The 16,631-nt window shown below is 53.2% G+C and carries 20 protein-coding genes; 14 read left to right on the top strand and 6 right to left on the bottom strand.

Translation table 11 applies throughout. The features are described from left to right. Position 1 precedes the first annotated feature (1 nt). From hpaD to ACQ29O_RS13720, 7 genes are all read left to right on the top strand, one after another. Positions 2 to 853: a 3,4-dihydroxyphenylacetate 2,3-dioxygenase gene (gene hpaD, locus ACQ29O_RS13750; RefSeq protein ID WP_000516978.1), complete on the top strand. Its 852-nt coding sequence runs from the start codon at positions 2 to 4 to the stop codon at positions 851 to 853. A gap of 9 nt (positions 854 to 862) precedes the next feature. Further along, complete coding sequence (locus ACQ29O_RS13745) at positions 863 to 1,243, top strand: 5-carboxymethyl-2-hydroxymuconate Delta-isomerase (protein WP_001119850.1); 381 nt, start codon at positions 863 to 865, stop codon at positions 1,241 to 1,243. 142 nt (positions 1,244 to 1,385) lie between these two features. Then, a complete protein-coding gene (gene hpaH, locus ACQ29O_RS13740; RefSeq protein ID WP_000884800.1) occupies positions 1,386 to 2,189 on the top strand; it encodes a 2-oxo-hept-4-ene-1,7-dioate hydratase in 804 nt (267 codons plus the stop codon). 10 nt (positions 2,190 to 2,199) lie between these two features. Next, entirely contained in the window at positions 2,200 to 2,991 is a 792-nt protein-coding gene (gene hpaI, locus ACQ29O_RS13735; RefSeq protein ID WP_000785076.1) for a 4-hydroxy-2-oxoheptanedioate aldolase, read from the top strand. A 71-nt stretch (positions 2,992 to 3,062) separates the two neighbouring features. Further along, on the top strand, positions 3,063 to 4,439 hold the full coding sequence (gene hpaX / locus ACQ29O_RS13730; protein WP_001285790.1) for a 4-hydroxyphenylacetate permease: 1,377 nt from the start codon (positions 3,063 to 3,065) through the stop codon (positions 4,437 to 4,439). A 9-nt stretch (positions 4,440 to 4,448) separates the two neighbouring features. Then, positions 4,449 to 5,345 (top strand): 4-hydroxyphenylacetate catabolism regulatory protein HpaA, encoded by an 897-nt coding sequence (gene hpaA / locus ACQ29O_RS13725; RefSeq protein WP_000336602.1) that lies wholly within the window; start codon positions 4,449 to 4,451, stop codon positions 5,343 to 5,345. 35 nt (positions 5,346 to 5,380) lie between these two features. Next, positions 5,381 to 6,298, top strand: coding sequence for an MBL fold metallo-hydrolase (locus ACQ29O_RS13720; RefSeq protein WP_000881584.1), 918 nt, complete (start codon positions 5,381 to 5,383; stop codon positions 6,296 to 6,298). A gap of 407 nt (positions 6,299 to 6,705) precedes the next feature. Here ACQ29O_RS13720 and ACQ29O_RS13715 read toward each other — a convergent pair whose 3' ends face one another. The 3 genes from ACQ29O_RS13715 to cbpA form a co-directional block, all read right to left on the bottom strand. Next, positions 6,706 to 7,068, bottom strand: coding sequence for an anti-adapter protein IraM (locus ACQ29O_RS13715; protein ID WP_001575959.1), 363 nt, complete (start codon positions 7,066 to 7,068; stop codon positions 6,706 to 6,708). Positions 7,069 to 7,721: 653 nt separating this feature from the next. Next, positions 7,722 to 8,027, bottom strand: a complete 306-nt coding sequence (cbpM, locus tag ACQ29O_RS13710; protein ID WP_001284251.1) for a chaperone modulator CbpM — start codon at positions 8,025 to 8,027, stop codon at positions 7,722 to 7,724. Next, a complete protein-coding gene (gene cbpA, locus ACQ29O_RS13705) occupies positions 8,027 to 8,947 on the bottom strand; it encodes a curved DNA-binding protein (protein WP_000420645.1) in 921 nt (306 codons plus the stop codon). Before cbpA ends, cbpM begins: the two co-directional genes overlap by 1 nt. Positions 8,948 to 9,182: 235 nt before the next feature. On the opposite strand from cbpA, the gene ACQ29O_RS13700 reads away from it, so the two are divergent. The 5 genes from ACQ29O_RS13700 (at position 9,183) to agp (ending at position 13,970) form a co-directional block, all read left to right on the top strand. Then, a complete protein-coding gene (locus tag ACQ29O_RS13700; protein ID WP_001118899.1) occupies positions 9,183 to 9,545 on the top strand; it encodes a copper resistance protein in 363 nt (120 codons plus the stop codon). Between the two features lie 48 nt (positions 9,546 to 9,593). Then, positions 9,594 to 11,480 carry a protein-disulfide reductase DsbD family protein gene (locus tag ACQ29O_RS13695; protein WP_020937037.1) on the top strand — a complete coding sequence of 629 codons (1,887 nt, stop codon included), beginning with the start codon at positions 9,594 to 9,596 and terminating at the stop codon, positions 11,478 to 11,480. Then, a complete protein-coding gene (locus ACQ29O_RS13690) occupies positions 11,477 to 12,100 on the top strand; it encodes a DsbA family protein (protein ID WP_000876692.1) in 624 nt (207 codons plus the stop codon). The genes ACQ29O_RS13695 and ACQ29O_RS13690 overlap by 4 nt, the downstream gene beginning before the upstream one ends. Next, positions 12,090 to 12,596, top strand: coding sequence for a protein disulfide oxidoreductase (locus ACQ29O_RS13685; RefSeq protein ID WP_000729206.1), 507 nt, complete (start codon positions 12,090 to 12,092; stop codon positions 12,594 to 12,596). The genes ACQ29O_RS13690 and ACQ29O_RS13685 overlap by 11 nt, the downstream gene beginning before the upstream one ends. A gap of 132 nt (positions 12,597 to 12,728) precedes the next feature. Beyond that, positions 12,729 to 13,970 (top strand): bifunctional glucose-1-phosphatase/inositol phosphatase, encoded by a 1,242-nt coding sequence (gene agp, locus ACQ29O_RS13680; protein WP_000749201.1) that lies wholly within the window; start codon positions 12,729 to 12,731, stop codon positions 13,968 to 13,970. 33 nt (positions 13,971 to 14,003) lie between these two features. Here agp and ACQ29O_RS13675 read toward each other — a convergent pair whose 3' ends face one another. Together ACQ29O_RS13675 and wrbA are read right to left on the bottom strand one after the other, a co-directional pair. Next, positions 14,004 to 14,231 carry a YccJ family protein gene (locus tag ACQ29O_RS13675; protein WP_001143125.1) on the bottom strand — a complete coding sequence of 76 codons (228 nt, stop codon included), beginning with the start codon at positions 14,229 to 14,231 and terminating at the stop codon, positions 14,004 to 14,006. 20 nt (positions 14,232 to 14,251) lie between these two features. Continuing rightward, entirely contained in the window at positions 14,252 to 14,848 is a 597-nt protein-coding gene (gene wrbA, locus ACQ29O_RS13670; RefSeq protein ID WP_001062898.1) for an NAD(P)H:quinone oxidoreductase, read from the bottom strand. 412 nt (positions 14,849 to 15,260) lie between these two features. Between wrbA and ACQ29O_RS13665 the strand changes: the two genes are divergently transcribed. Beyond that, on the top strand, positions 15,261 to 15,428 hold the full coding sequence (locus ACQ29O_RS13665; protein WP_001273663.1) for a general stress protein: 168 nt from the start codon (positions 15,261 to 15,263) through the stop codon (positions 15,426 to 15,428). Positions 15,429 to 15,564: 136 nt separating this feature from the next. Beyond that, the gene (gene rutR / locus ACQ29O_RS13660) at positions 15,565 to 16,203 is read left to right on the top strand and encodes an HTH-type transcriptional regulator RutR (RefSeq protein ID WP_000083128.1); all 639 of its coding nucleotides are present in this window, start codon (positions 15,565 to 15,567) and stop codon (positions 16,201 to 16,203) included. Here the strand turns inward: rutR and ACQ29O_RS13655 are convergent. Beyond that, positions 16,200 to 16,595 carry a lysozyme inhibitor LprI family protein gene (locus tag ACQ29O_RS13655; RefSeq protein WP_020937035.1) on the bottom strand — a complete coding sequence of 132 codons (396 nt, stop codon included), beginning with the start codon at positions 16,593 to 16,595 and terminating at the stop codon, positions 16,200 to 16,202. The genes rutR and ACQ29O_RS13655 overlap by 4 nt on opposite strands. Positions 16,596 to 16,631 lie beyond the last annotated feature (36 nt).

Genomic DNA, 16,631 nt, shown 5'->3' with positions numbered 1-16,631 from the left:
TATGGGCAAGTTAGCGTTAGCAGCAAAAATTACCCACGTGCCGTCGATGTATCTTTCTGAACTGCCGGGAAAAAATCACGGTTGTCGTCAGGCAGCCATTGATGGGCATATTGAAATTGGCAAGCGTTGCCGCGAAATGGGCGTTGACACCATTATCGTATTCGACACCCACTGGCTGGTGAATAGCGCTTACCACATTAATTGTGCCGACCATTTCCAGGGCGTCTATACCAGCAACGAATTGCCACACTTTATTCGCGACATGACCTATGACTATGACGGCAATCCGGAGCTCGGCCACCTGATCGCCGACGAGGCAGTCAAACTGGGCGTGCGCGCTAAAGCGCATAACATCCCGAGCCTGAAGCTGGAGTATGGCACGCTGGTACCGATGCGCTACATGAACAGCGACAAGCACTTCAAAGTGGTCTCCATCTCGGCGTTCTGCACTGTGCATGATTTTGCCGACAGCCGCAGACTGGGCGAAGCCATTCTCAAGGCGATTGAGAAATATGACGGTACCGTAGCGGTATTCGCCAGTGGTTCTCTGTCGCACCGTTTTATTGACGACCAACGGGCGGAAGAGGGGATGAACAGCTACACCCGCGAGTTCGATCATCAAATGGACGAGCGTGTGGTCAAGCTGTGGCGCGAAGGAAAATTCAAGGAGTTTTGCACCATGTTGCCGGAGTACGCCGACTACTGCTACGGCGAAGGCAACATGCACGACACGGTCATGCTGCTGGGAATGCTGGGTTGGGACAAATACGACGGCAAGGTGGAGTTCATCACCGACCTGTTCGCCAGCTCCGGTACCGGCCAGGTAAACGCTGTTTTCCCGCTGCCTGCGTAAGGGGTGTTTATGCCGCACTTTATTGCTGAATGTACTGAAAATATTCGCGAGCAGGCTGATTTACCCGGCCTGTTCAGCAAGGTAAACGAGGCGCTGGCCGCCAGCGGGATTTTCCCTATCGGCGGTATCCGCAGTCGCGCCCACTGGCTGGATACCTGGCAGATGGCTGACGGTAAGCATGATTACGCGTTTGTGCATATGACGCTGAAAATCGGTACCGGGCGCAGCCTGGAGAGCCGTCAGGAAGTCGGCGAAATGCTGTTTGGGCTGATTAAAGCCCACTTCGCCGACCTGATGGAGAACCGCTATCTGGCGCTGTCGTTTGAGATTGCCGAGCTACATCCGACGCTCAATTACAAACAAAACAACGTACACGCGTTATTTAAATAGCACACTCTTTCGCCCGGTGGCGCTGCGCTGACCGGGCCTACAAAAAAACGATGCACGAAGCAATACCGAACCGTAGGCCGGGTAAGACGCACCCGCGTCGCCACCCGGCACAGCAGCACCGAATGACGTAACAGGAAACACTATGCTCGATAAACAGACCCATACCCTGATCGCCCAGCGACTTAATCAGGCTGAAAAACAGCGTGAACAAATTCGCGCAGTGTCGCTGGATTATCCCAACATCACTATTGAAGATGCCTATGCCGTACAGCGTGAATGGGTCAATATCAAGATCGCCGAAGGGCGCACGCTCAAAGGCCACAAAATCGGCCTGACCTCAAAAGCGATGCAGGCCAGCTCGCAAATCAGCGAACCGGATTACGGCGTGCTGCTTGACGATATGTTCTTCCATGACGGCGGCGATATCCCCACCGACCGTTTTATCGTCCCGCGTATTGAAGTGGAGCTGGCGTTCGTGCTGGCGAAACCGCTGCGCGGCCCTCACTGCACGCTGTTCGACGTCTACAACGCCACGGATTATGTGATTCCGGCGCTGGAACTGATTGACGCCCGCAGCCACAACATCGACCCGGAAACCCAGCGCCCGCGCAAAGTGTTCGACACCATTTCCGACAACGCCGCCAACGCCGGGGTGATCCTCGGTGGTCGCCCCATCAAACCAGACGAGCTGGATCTGCGCTGGATCTCCGCGCTGCTCTATCGCAACGGCGTGATCGAAGAAACCGGCGTCGCCGCAGGCGTGCTGAATCATCCGGCCAACGGCGTGGCGTGGCTGGCGAACAAGCTTGCCCCCTACGATGTCCAGCTTGAAGCCGGGCAGATCATCCTCGGCGGCTCGTTCACCCGCCCGGTGCCGGCGAGCAAGGGCGACACCTTCCATGTCGATTACGGCAACATGGGCGCGATCAGTTGCCGGTTTGTGTAAGGAAGAAACGATGAAAAATGCTTTCAAAGACGCGTTAAAAGCGGGGCGCCCGCAAATCGGTTTGTGGCTGGGGCTTGCCAACAGTTACAGCGCTGAACTGTTAGCGGGCGCCGGCTTCGACTGGCTACTGATCGACGGTGAACACGCGCCAAACAACGTGCAGACGGTGTTGACCCAGTTGCAGGCGATTGCGCCTTATCCCAGCCAGCCGGTGGTGCGTCCGTCATGGAACGATCCGGTACAGATTAAGCAACTGCTCGACGTCGGCACGCAAACGCTGCTGATACCGATGGTGCAGAATGCCGATGAAGCGCGAAACGCCGTAGCGGCTACGCGTTATCCGCCTGCCGGCATTCGCGGCGTGGGCAGCGCGCTGGCGCGGGCATCGCGCTGGAACCGCATTCCGGACTATCTCCACCAGGCCAACGACGCCATGTGTGTACTGGTGCAGATTGAAACGCGTGAGGCGATGAGCAATCTGGCGTCAATTCTCGACGTGGATGGCATTGACGGCGTGTTTATTGGTCCGGCGGATCTCAGCGCCGATATGGGCTTTGCCGGCAATCCGCAGCACCCGGAAGTGCAGGCGGCGATTGAGAACGCCATCGTGCAGATACGCGCGGCGGGGAAAGCGCCGGGGATTCTGATGGCCAATGAAGCACTGGCGAAACGTTATCTGGAACTGGGGGCGCTATTTGTCGCCGTCGGCGTTGACACCACGCTGCTGGCGCGCGGAGCGGAGGCGCTGGCGGCGCGCTTTGGCGCAGAAAAAAAACTGTCCGGTGCGTCCGGCGTCTATTAAGCCTGGCCCGGTAAGCGCAGCGCTACCGGGCAACCGTAGTACCCTACAAAATTCCCATCAGAGGAAAAAAAATGAGCGACACATCATCTGCACTTCCGGAAAGCCCCGAGTCTGTCCGTTCGCACAACGCGCTCAGCACGGGTCAACAAACCGTCATAAATAAACTGTTCCGCCAACTGATCGTATTTTTATTCGTGTTGTTTATCTTCTCGTTTTTAGACCGTATCAACATCGGTTTTGCCGGGTTGACGATGGGGCAGGATCTGGGGTTAAGCGCCACCATGTTTGGCCTTGCCACGACGCTGTTTTACGCCACCTACGTCATTTTCGGCATTCCCAGCAACGTGATGTTGAGCATTGTCGGCGCCCGCCGCTGGATTGCGACCATTATGGTGCTATGGGGCATTGCATCTACCGCCACGATGTTCGCGGTGGGACCGAAAAGCCTGTATGTGCTGCGAATGCTGGTGGGCATTACCGAAGCGGGCTTTTTGCCAGGAATACTGCTCTATTTAACCTACTGGTTCCCGGCATTTTTCCGCGCCCGCGCCAACGCATTATTTATGATTGCCATGCCGGCCACTACCGCGTTGGGGTCGATTGTCTCCGGCTATATTTTATCGCTGGACGGCATATTCAATCTGCATGGATGGCAGTGGTTATTCCTGTTGGAAGGATTTCCGTCAGTTTTGTTAGGCATTATGGTCTGGTTTTACCTGGATGATACCCCGGCAAAAGCCAAATGGCTGACGGCAGAGGATAAAAAATGTTTGCAGGAGATGATGGATAATGACCGCCTGACGCTGGTTCAGCCGGAGGGGGCCATCAGCCATAACGCCATGCAGCAGCGTAGTCTGTGGCGCGAAGTATTCACGCCAATTGTACTGATGTATACGTTGGCCTATTTTTGCCTTACCAATACGCTTAGCGCCATTAGTATCTGGACGCCGCAAATCCTGAAAAGTTTTAATGAAGGCAGCAGCAATATCACCATCGGCCTGCTGGCGGCGATCCCGCAGATTTGTACTATTCTGGGCATGATTTACTGGAGCCGCCATTCGGACAAACATCAGGAACGTAAACATCACACGGCGTTGCCGTTCCTGTTTGCCGCCGCGGGCTGGCTGCTGGCGTCGGCGACCGACCATAACCTGATCCAGCTCCTGGGGATCGTGATGGCATCCACGGGTTCCTTTAGCGCGATGGCGATCTTCTGGACCACGCCGGATCAGTCGATCAGTTTACGCGCCAGGGCGATAGGCATTGCGGTCATCAATGCCACCGGCAATATTGGCTCCGCGCTCAGCCCGTTTATGATTGGCTGGCTAAAAGATATCACCGGTAGCTTCAATAGCGGCCTCTGGTTTGTCGCTTCTCTGTTAGTCGTCGGCGCCGCCATTATCTGGCTTATTCCCATGAAAGCATCGCGTCCGCGCGCCACCCCTTGAGGAGAAACTATGTGCCAACGTGCGATCGCCAATATTGATATCAGCAAAGAGTATGACGAAAGCATGGGCAGTAACGATGTGCATTATCAGTCGTTTGCTCGTATGGCGGATTTCTTTGGTCGTGATATGCAGGCGCATCGCCACGACCAGTTTTTTCAAATGCACTTTCTTGATACCGGGCAGATTGAGCTACAGCTCGACGATCATCGCTATTCGGTGCAGGCGCCGCTATTTGTGCTAACGCCGCCCTCGGTGCCGCATGCTTTTATTACCGAATCGGATAGCGATGGTCATGTTCTGACGGTACGCGAAGAGCTGGTTTGGCCGCTGCTGGAAGTGCTTTATCCCGGCACCAGAGAGGCCTTCGGCCTGCCGGGAATCTGTCTGTCGCTGGCGGATAAACCCAACGAGCTGGCGGCGCTCAAACATTACTGGCAGCTAATTGAGCGGGAGTCCACGGAACAACTGGCTGGCTGCGAACATACCCTGGTGCTACTGGCGCAGGCGGTATTTACCTTGCTGTTGCGTAATGCGAAGCTGGACGATCACGCCGCAACCGGGATGCGCGGTGAACTGAAACTTTTTCAGCGCTTTACCCTGTTAATTGACAACCACTTCCATCAGCACTGGACTGTGCCCGATTATGCCTGTGAGTTGCATATTACCGAATCTCGTTTGACCGATATTTGCCGCCGTTTTGCTAATCGCCCGCCTAAACGCCTGATTTTTGATCGGCAATTACGCGAGGCGAAACGACTGCTGCTTTTTTCCGACAATGCTGTCAACGAGATCGCCTGGCAATTAGGTTTTAAAGATCCGGCTTATTTCGCCCGTTTCTTTAATCGCCTTGCTGGCTGTTCTCCTTCGCAGTTTCGCCAACGTGAAGTTCCCTCTTTTCTCAACTAAGAAGAGTAAAAACATGATGAAAAAAAAGCGTCGCTATGCTGGCGGTTTGTATGCTGGCGCAAAGCCACCTTGCTATTGCTGCCAGTGCTCCTGCGCCTCAAGAGATCAACATTGTTTTACTGGGCACCAAAGGCGGGCCTTCTTTGCTCAATACAGCCAGACTACCGCAAGCGACAGCGCTCACTATCGGCGATAAAATATGGCTGATAGATGCCGGCTACGGCGCCAGTCTGCAACTGGTGAAAAACGGCATTCCACTGCGCAACATCAATACTATTTTGCTCACCCATCTGCACAGCGACCACATACTGGATTATCCTTCCTTGCTGATGAATGCCTGGGCAAGTGGCCTGAAAGACCATACCATACAGGTGTATGGCCCGCCGGGAACCCAGGCGATGACGAAGGCTAGCTGGAAGGTCTTTGACAGGGATATCACGCTACGCATGGAAGAAGAGGGGAAACCCGATCCGCGCAACCTGGTTAAGGCGACCGATATTGGTCAGGGCGTCATCTATAAAGATGAACTGGTTACAATAAGCGCGCTGAAAGTGCCTCATTCCCCTTTCCCGGACGGTGAAGCGTTTGCTTACCGTTTTGATACCCAGGGTAAGCGAATCGTCTTCTCTGGCGATACGTCCTGGTTTCCGCCGCTTGCAACGTTTGCCCAAGGGGCGGATATCCTGGTACATGAGGCGGTACATGTCCCCTCGGTAGCAAAACTGGCTAATAGTATTGGCAACGGAAAAACGCTGGCTGAAGCGATTGCGTCGCATCACACCACGATTGAAGATGTCGGTAAGATTGCTCGCGAGGCCCACGTGAAAAAACTGGTGTTAAGTCATCTGGTGCCTGCGACGGTTGCGGATGACGTCTGGCAACAGGAAGCCATGAAAAATTACCCGGGCCCTGTCATTGTCGGTCATGACAATATGACGATAAGCGTACCGTAAGTATCAGAGCAGGGATAAACCCACGGGCTGACATGATGTCAGCCCGTTATGCTTTTGGCGATCAGCATGACGCGCAGAGCTTTTGTCTAAAACATTATTTTTTCTAAACACTACTTGCTGATTTTTATGCACAATAAAGGTAAGATGATTACTCTGGTGAAATATCACTAAATAAGAATGTCACGGATGGAATTTATACAGTGTTAAAAGCAATGCGTTTCTTTGTCTGCCGGCCATCAGTAATATCCTCTGTACCGGCTCCTCGTTGCCAAAGTGAAGGTTAGATTAAACGAATCAAAAAATATCCGAACTGTACAATTTTTATATCAAACATATTTAACTGCAAAATACTGCAAACGTGCGCGAATACACTTAATCAGTAGTATGGCTAATGCATACTTTATTTCCTAAACTTTCTTATTATCTATTTGAATATTTCTGGTTAAACCAAATGGACAAACGGATACCAGACACTCGAAAGGATAACTGCAGGCTTCTGGTTTAGGATTGCAGTTACCAGGATAGTGGCTATTTTCTTTAAGCGATTTCCATAGAACAGGATTAAACCTGGTAACGTTGTAAACAGTAACGGGATAAAGTTTATCGTTTATTAAGACCCCCTTATTAAAGGGGATGATAATGCTACCTGGAGGCATGTAAACATCTGCCTGATACCATAAGGTCAATCTAAGATTTTTTAGGCTATGTATGCATGAGAACGACACTCCGGTAGAGGGACTTATAACTGTATCAACGACCTTCCATTCCATTACAGAAACCTTTTAAGTGAAATAGTCAATGGTGTAAATTACATTTTCCGTAAGCCTATTCAGGATAGATGAAAATCTGAGAAACATAACTCGTTGAAAACGATCGTTTTTTATTGACCACTCTATTTATATTGATTTTTTAATAAGTTATTTATTTTATGCTCTTATTTTGTTTACATTCTATTACATTTTTGTATTTTAGACGTGGTGTAAATATTGGGCGGTAGTGGATGTTATAACGCTCAATTATTAAACTGTAAGTGACTGTTGTATTTCTTATTTATAAATACCGCAACCTGTAAGCGCAGCGGTACATTTTACCCGGCATTGACAGGGAGAAGGTACGTATCAACCAGAGAGTACAAAACAGTGAAAGAATATATTCTTCAGGCAATAAATGATCGCTAACGTGTAAAAATAACCGACGTATCTAAAAAATGTGAACGTGCGGCTGGTCTTTATTTAAACGATGATCTTCGCAATGGCGCATTAATGGCTGACATTGGCGGTTCGTTGATCGGGTTGTGCGCGGTGAAAGGCTATATTTCTTCCGTTGGGGGAAGTATGTCAGAGGCATTCTGGTATTATACCGGGTGCATGTAAATCCGGGGTGGGCAGAAAGCCCACCCTCGGTTTATTGCCTTTATCGTGGATTAGGGATGCGAGATAAAGCGAGAAAGGCGTTGCAGTAGTAACCGGTTTTCTTCGCGCAGCCGTGAATTCTCTTCCAGCAGCGTTAACGCGACCGCGATCCCAGGCCAGTCGAGCGCCAGCTCCTCACGTAAGCGTAGCGCGCGTTGTACCACGCTCGCTGCGCGATCGTCGAATTGCCAGTCGGCGTTATCGTCTTCGTAAGGCTCAATTACGCCAAGTCCGACGATTTCGTTTAGCTCCTCTTCCGTCACGCCGGTGTGCAAACAAAATTCGGTGATGGTAAAGGTGACAGTGATGTTAGCCATTATGCTTTCCCCCATTGCTGGCGTGGGTCAAAGGACGACTGCGCGTCCGCCAGTTGTTGCCACAGGGCAGCTGTTTTCTCGTCAGGTTTCGGCGGCATAACGATTTTGATGATGGCATAGAGATCGCCAGTGTGCTTTTTACTGGCTAATCCTTTTCCTTTGATACGCAGCCGCTGACCTGCCTGGCTACCGGGGGGAATGGTCAGCAAAATACGCTCTTTAAGCGTTGGCACAGACACCTTAGCGCCGAGCGCCGCCTCCCATGGGGCAAGCGGAAGGACGACTTCCAGATCCTGATTGACAATATCAAAGAGCGGATGCGGGGCAATATGGATAACGAGCCATAAATCGCCATTAGGTCCGCCGTTTTCCCCCGGCGTGCCCTGGCCTTTCAGTCTGATTCGTTGCCCGTTGCTGACGCCAGCCGGGATTTTCACATTCAATGTCTTGGGAATTTCCCGCTCCACCAGGCCGAACGCGTTATAAACGGGGACGGAATAGCTAATCGTACGCTGGTGCTCTTCCAGCGTTTCTTCCAGGAATACCGCCACTTCAATTTCGATATCATGACCGCGTGCGGCGTGGCGGTGATGCGAATGGCGACCGTGCTGACCAAAAATAGACGAGAAAATATCATCAAAATCTTCAGCGTTATACGGCTGGCCTTCGTGTTGCTGGAACTGGCGATTAAATTGTGGATCGTTACGGTGTTGCCATAACTGGTCATACTCGGCGCGCCGTTGCTCATCACTCAGCACTTCCCATGCTTCAGCAACCTCGTTGAAACGGGCTTCGGCATCGGGTTCTTTGCTGACATCTGGATGGTACTTGCGGGCCAGTCGGCGATAGGCGGTCTTAATCGTCTTGAGATCGTCCGTCGGTTTCACGCCCATAATGGCGTAATAATCCTTAAGTTCCATAGCATCATCTCGCTAAATCAATACATACAGAAGGGACCCCAAAAAGGTTTCTCCACTAAGTGTAGGGTAAACCTGAAAAGTGCGTATGAAAACACCAGTTATATCATTAGTAAGAATAAATTACGTTGTTCGACTATCAGAAGGTTGCGCAGCGCGCCGACATAACTTTACAGGGGAAAGGTTGCCAAAACCGCGCCAGTGGCTAAGATAACTCGCGTTAAACAGTGAGGGCGCAATGGCGAAACAACAACGGATGGGCTGGTGGTTTCTTTGCCTTGCATGTGTCGTGGTAATGGTTTGTACCGCGCAACGCATGGCGGGCCTGCACGCCTTGCAGATGCAGGCGACGGCCTCTGCTGCGGTGATCAGCGCTCCCTCCTCGACAGATGACGGCTCGCCGGTCACCCCCTGCGAATTAAGCGCCAAGTCGCTGCTGGCGGCGCCTCCGGTACTCTTTGAAGGCGCTATCCTTGCGCTTTGTCTACTGCTTTCCTTACTGGCGCCTGTCCGGGTCATGCGCCTGCCGTTTTCGCCTCCACGGGCTATTTCGCCGCCCACATTACGGGTACATCTACGATTTTGTGTCTTCCGTGAATGACAGACCGGTTATTGCTAACGGTTAATTACTCATTCACGGAGAAAAAATATGATGATTTTATTCAGGCGGATACTGTTCTGCCTGTTATGGCTTTGGCTGCCCGTCTCCTGGGCGGCGGAAAGCGGCTGGCTGCGTTCGCCCGATAACGACCATGCCAGCATACGGCTACGTGCCGATACGTCCGCTAACGGTGAGACCCGGCTGTTGCTTGACGTCAAACTGGAAAACGGCTGGAAAACCTACTGGCGCGCGCCGGGGGAAGGGGGCGTGGCGCCCTCTATCGCCTGGAAAGGTGACATGCCTGAGGTAAGCTGGTTCTGGCCAACCCCCTCGCGCTTTGATGTGGCGAATATCACCACCCAGGGATATCACGACGAGGTGACCTTTCCGATGATCGTGCGCGGTACGCCGCCCGCGACCTTGAGCGGCGTGTTGACGTTATCAACCTGCAGCAATGTTTGTCTGTTGACCGATTACCCCTTTTCCGTGACGGCCACTGTGCAGAATGCCGATTTTGCCCATGACTATGCGCGGGCGATGGGTAAAGTTCCGCTCCGCAGTGGACTAACGGACTCGCTTGACGTCGGCTATCGCCCGGGAGAACTGGTGGTCACTGCTACGCGAGCGGCGGGCTGGTCATCGCCCGGGCTCTATCTTGACACCATAGATGACGTCGATTTTGCGAAGCCTCGCCTGCGCGTAGAGGGCGACAGGTTACAGGCGACGGTGCCGGTGACGGACAGTTGGGGCGAAAAGGCGCCCGATTTGCGCAACAAATCGCTGACCCTCGTGTTAGCCGATGGCGCTATCGCCCAGGAGAGCACGCAAACCATTGGCGCTGCGCCAGCGCAAACGCCGGACAATGCGGCGCTACCTTTCTGGCAAGTTGTAATGATGGCGCTGATCGGCGGACTGATTCTTAATTTAATGCCCTGCGTACTGCCGGTTCTGGGCATGAAACTTGGCTCTATTTTATTGGTAGAGGAAAAAAGCCGCTCTCACATCAGGCGACAATTTTTGGCTTCGGTCGCCGGTATCATTGCGTCATTTATGGCGCTGGCGGCGTTTATGACCCTCCTTCGCCTGTCAAACCATGCGCTGGCTTGGGGAGTCCAGTTCCAGAATGTATGGTTTATTGGTTTTATGGCGCTGGTGATGTTGTTGTTTAGCGCCAGCCTGTTCGGGCTTTTTGAGTTCAGGCTTCCCTCATCTATGAGCACGAAACTGGCCACTTACGGCGGTAACGGTATGTCGGGACATTTCTGGCAGGGGGCATTCTCCACGCTGCTGGCGACGCCTTGTAGCGCGCCGTTTCTGGGCACGGCGGTCGCGGTGGCGCTCACGGCGTCGTTGCCGACGCTGTGGGGGCTGTTCCTTGCGCTAGGCCTGGGGATGAGCGCGCCGTGGCTACTGGTCGCGATACGACCAGGGCTTGCGCTACGTTTACCGCGCCCCGGGCGTTGGATGAATGTCCTGCGTAGGATCCTCGGTCTGATGATGCTGGGGTCGGCTATCTGGCTGGCGACGTTACTCCTGCCGCATTTCGGCTTCACTGCGTCAAAGAGCGCGCAAGACACGGTTCAGTGGCAACCGTTGAGTGAACAGGCAATCCAGTCGGCGCTGGCGCAGCATAAGCGGGTATTTGTCGATGTCACTGCGGACTGGTGTATTACCTGTAAAGTGAATAAATACAACGTCCTGCAAAAAGAAGATGTGCAGGCCGCCTTGCAACAACCGGATGTTGTGGCGCTGCGGGGAGACTGGACGCTGCCGTCCGATGCCATTACAGATTTTCTGAAAACGCGTGGCCAGGTCGCCGTGCCGTTTAATCAGGTATATGGCCCCGGCTTGCCGGAAGGGGAGGCACTGCCCACTTTGCTGACCCGCGATGCGGTATTACAAACGTTGAAAAAAGCGAAAGGAATAACCCAATGAAATACATGATTGTTTTACTGCTGGCGCTGTTTTCAACGCTGAGCATCGCGCAAGAAACCGCTCCTTTTACGCCCGATCAGGAAAAGCAGATTGAAAATCTGATCCATGCGGCGTTGTTTAACGATCCTGCCAGCCCGCGGATAGGCGCTAAACACCCTAAGCTGACGCTGGTGAACTTTACGGATTACAACTGCCCGTACTGCAAACAGCTCGATCCGATGCTGGAAAAGATTGTGCAGAAATATCCTGACGTTGCGGTCATTATTAAACCGCTGCCATTCAAAGGAGAGAGTTCCGTACTGGCGGCGCGTATTGCGCTGACCACCTGGCGCGAGCATCCGCAACAGTTCCTCGCGCTACATGAAAAACTCATGCAAAAGCGCGGTTACCATACGGATGACAGTATTAAACAGTCCCAGCAGAAAGCAGGGGCTACGCCAGTGACTCTGGATGAAAAAAGCATGGAAACGATACGCACTAATTTGCAGTTGGCAAGGCTGGTCGGCGTGCAAGGAACGCCAGCGACGATCATTGGCGACGAGCTGATTCCGGGCGCGGTGCCCTGGGATACGCTGGAAGCGGTGGTGAAAGAAAAACTGGCGGCTGCCAATGGCGGCTAAACTGCGGCGTTGGCTGCGTGAAGCCGCGGTTTTTCTGGCGCTCCTCATCGCGATAATGGTGGTCATGGACGTCTGGCGCGCGCCGCAGGCGCCTCCGGCGTTTGCCGCGACACCGTTACATACGCTGACGGGAGAGTCGACAACTCTGGCGACCTTGAGCGAAGAACGCCCCGTACTGCTCTATTTTTGGGCCAGCTGGTGCGGGGTATGCCGCTTTACTACGCCTGCGGTCGCTCGCCTGGCGGCTGAAGGGGAAAACGTCATGACCGTTGCGCTCCGCTCCGGCGATGACGCTGAGGTTGCCCGCTGGCTGGCGCGCAAGGGCGTTGACTTCCCGGTCGTCAATGATGCTAAAGGCGCCTTATCCGCTGGCTGGGAAATCAGCGTGACACCAACGCTGGTGGTGGTTTCACAAGGTCGGGTTGTGTTCACCACCAGCGGCTGGACCAGCTATTGGGGCATGAAGCTTCGGCTGTGGTGGGCAAAAACGTTCTGAATATGCGCCGGGGTTTCCCGGCGCTAACGCGTTTACTGTAAGAAAAACCCCCGTTTTGCGAAATCGTTCCCGGAAAAATGATCCATTTCTGTCACACTCAGAACGATTTGATAACAACAAGAGGTCATAGGGATGAAAAAATCATTACTCGCTGTTGCTGTGGCAGGGGCTGTTTTGTTGTCATCCGCCGTACAGGCGCAGACAACGCCGGAGGGTTATCAATTACAACAGGTGCTGATGATGAGCCGCCATAATCTGCGGGCGCCGCTGGCGAATAATGGCAGCGTACTGGCGCAGTCGACGCCGAACGCCTGGCCGGCGTGGGACGTTCCCGGCGGGCAACTGACGACGAAAGGCGGCGTGCTGGAAGTCTATATGGGACATTACACACGTGAATGGCTGGTCGCGCAGGGGCTGATACCGTCGGGAGAATGTCCGGCGCCCGACACGGTATATGCCTATGCGAATAGTTTGCAGCGCACCGTCGCCACCGCGCAATTTTTCATTACCGGCGCTTTCCCCGGCTGTGATATTCCTGTTCATCATCAGGAAAAAATGGGCACTATGGACCCTACCTTCAATCCGGTGATTACCGATGATTCCGCCGCGTTCCGGCAACAGGCCGTACAGGCGATGGAAAAGGCGCGTAGTCAGCTACATCTTGATGAGAGTTATAAACTGCTTGAGCAGATAACGCATTATCAGGACTCGCCGTCCTGCAAAGAGAAGCATCAGTGTTCGCTAATCGACGCGAAAGATACCTTCAGTGCGAACTATCAGCAAGAGCCTGGCGTGCAGGGGCCGCTGAAAGTGGGGAACTCGCTGGTGGATGCGTTTACCCTGCAATATTACGAAGGGTTTCCGATGGATCAGGTCGCCTGGGGCGGGATCCACACCGATCGGCAGTGGAAGGTGCTGTCAAAACTGAAAAACGGCTACCAGGACAGCCTGTTTACCTCACCCACGGTGGCACGCAATGTCGCTGCGCCGCTGGTGAAATATATCGATAAGGTGCTGGTTGCCGATCGCGTTAGCGCGCCGAAGGTTACCGTGCTGGTGGGGCATGATTCCAATATCGCGTCGCTGCTGACGGCGCTGGATTTTAAACCCTATCAGCTCCATGACCAGTATGAGAGAACGCCGATTGGCGGTCAGCTTGTCTTCCAACGCTGGCATGACGGCAACGCTAACCGGGATTTGATGAAAATCGAGTATGTCTACCAGAGCGCCCGGCAGTTACGCAATGCGGAAGCGTTAACGCTCAAATCGCCCGCGCAAAGGGTAACCCTGGAACTGAAAGGATGTCCGGTGGATGCGAACGGCTTCTGTCCGCTGGATAAGTTCGATAATGTCATGAACACTGCTGCAAAATAGCCATATGCCCCCGCGCAGGCGGGGGCGTTTGTGTTATACGTTTTTACGTTCGATGATTTGTTCGCCCCAGAAGAGCGAGTCTTTGTCCGTTTTCTCAAAGGCTTTGATCAGCACCTCATCGCTACCTTCTTCCCATATTTTTTCTGCCAGTTTCTCGTCATAGTGAGCGACTTCAAAAATGGCTTCGGCAATTTCCGGCGACGTATTACGCAGGCTTGCCCATTCGCCGACGCGGTGCGCTTTTGCTTCTTGAGTTGGCATTCGAATCCTCCTGTTGAAGATTAGCCGTTGAGTTTGACTGCCAGACCGGCGACGTATTCCCCCTGATAGCGAGCGATAGAGAGTTCCTCCTGGCTTGGTTGACGTGAACCGTCGCCTCCGGCGATAGTCGTTGCGCCGTAAGGCGTGCCGCCGCGAACCTGGGAGACGTCAAACAGTTCCTGTGCGGCATAGCCTATCGGGACAATCACCATCCCATGATGGGCAAGCGTAGTCCAGGTCGAGGTGATGGTCTGCTCCTGGCCACCGCCCGTTCCGGTAGAACTGAACACGCTGCCGAGCTTGCCGTATAGCGCGCCGGATGCCCACAGTCCACCGGTTTGATCCAGGAAGGTACGCATCTGGCCTGACATATTGCCAAACCGGGTTGGCGTACCAAAAATAATGGCATCGTAATCCGCCAGCTCCTGTGGGGTGGCAACCGGTGCGTTTTGCGTTTTACCGCCAGCTTTTGCGAAGATTTCAGGCGGCATTGTTTCTGGCACACGCTTTATAATGACCTCTGCGCCGTCGACTTTCTTTGCCCCTTCCGCCACCGCGTGCGCCATGGTTTCAATGTGTCCGTACATGGAATAATAGAGCACCAGAATCTTTGCCATTTGTACTACTCCTCAGATTAATCAGGTGTGTAGCGATTCGCTACGTCTATTTAAAGATATGCCCTCCTGTGAAGAGTGCAAATTTCAGCGCCATTTCTTTGATTTATAACAATAATTAATTTGGCGACCTTTGTTGCAAAATGATACATTTTTAAGCGCTTTGATTTTTCCAAGTATAAGAATAACTTATTTATTTCTCATTGTTATTATTCTGCATATTCGGCTTCTGATGTTGCAGAATATTTCGGTAAGCGGCCTACCACGGCGTTTTTCACTATGCTTAATTTTACGCGGCGTTACTGATGATATCGTTCATACGCGGCGTTACTGATGATATCGTTCATACGCGGCGCGAGGAGATACTCCTCATTACCTATGCAATATGATGTCTAATCTATGACGGAGGTCAGTAATGGCAAACCATCGTGGCGGTTCCGGTAATTTTGCGGAAGACCGCGAAAGAGCATCAGAAGCAGGTCGTAAAGGTGGTCAGCACAGCGGGGGCAATTTTAAGAATGACCCGCAGCGTGCATCCGAAGCAGGCAAAAAAGGGGGCAAAAGCAGTAACCGTAATAGCTAGCCTGCGTCACAACAGCAAGACGCTGAGCGTTTCGCGCTAAAAAGCGTCATGCGCCACCGCCGCCGGATTTCCGGCGGTTTTTTTGTTTATAAGCCGGATTTGGTATGCTTGCGTCCTGACAAAAAGGAGAGGGCGCATGTCGCAACGCACAGAGAAAAAAATCGGGAAACGCTCGCAGGCCACCGGTGCAAAACGGCAGCTTATCTTAACTGCCGCGCTTGCTGTTTTTTCCCAGTATGGCATTCATGGCGCGCGTCTTGAGCAGGTCGCCGAGCGGGCAGGCGTCTCCAAAACCAATCTGCTTTATTATTATCCCTCGAAAGAGGCGCTGTATGTCGCGGTAATGCGACAGATTCTGGATGTCTGGTTGGCGCCGCTCAAGGCGTTTCGCGCAGAATTTTCCCCTCTGGAGGCCATCAAAGAGTATATCCGTCTCAAGCTGGAGGTTTCGCGTGATTATCCGCAGGCGTCGCGGCTCTTCTGCATGGAGATGCTGGCGGGCGCGCCGCTCTTAATGGAGGAACTGACCGGCGATCTAAAAGCGTTGATAGATGAAAAATCCGCGCTGATTGCCGGATGGGTGCACAGCGGGAAACTGGCGCCCGTCTCCCCGCACCATTTGATCTTCATGATTTGGGCCGCCACGCAACATTACGCCGATTTTGCCCCTCAGGTTGAGGCGGTAACCGGCGCGACGCTTCGCGATGAAGCCTTTTTCAACCAAACGGTCGAAAGCGTTCAGCGCATTATTATTGAAGGGATTCGCGTGCGTTAACCGGCTGGCGGCAGTGGGCAGCTCAAATCACCCTCTTCACATTGCAGCAGCGAGGCTAAAAACGCTTCGCGTTCGTTCGTTTTATCGGTCAGGCACTGGCTGGCGATCATGGGTTGCACGCTGCCGCCCTCCGTACCTGAGCGAATCAGAGCGCAATCGGCGTCCCGCAGTGCAATCCATGCCACCTGCGCTTTTTGCAACAGCTCGCGCTGCGGCGGTTGCGCACGCTTAATCGCGCTTTGATAGGTTTCGTTCAGCTTTTTATCTGCCGCCTGGTATTGCGCGGCGGCGCAGCGATTCATTTCCAGCTGCGTACTGGAGCTGGCACACTCATCGGCCAACGCCTGACTGCTGAACCACAACGCCGCGCAGGTAAGGAAAATTCGTTTCATACGGTCCTCTGACGCGAGTAAAAAGGCTCCATTGAC

This window comes from Salmonella sp. GDC200615 (assembly GCF_050574145.1).
Lineage (GTDB): Bacteria > Pseudomonadota > Gammaproteobacteria > Enterobacterales > Enterobacteriaceae > Salmonella > Salmonella enterica.
The sequence above is the reverse complement of the archived record's forward strand: the minus strand, read 5'-3'. Positions and strand labels throughout refer to the sequence as shown.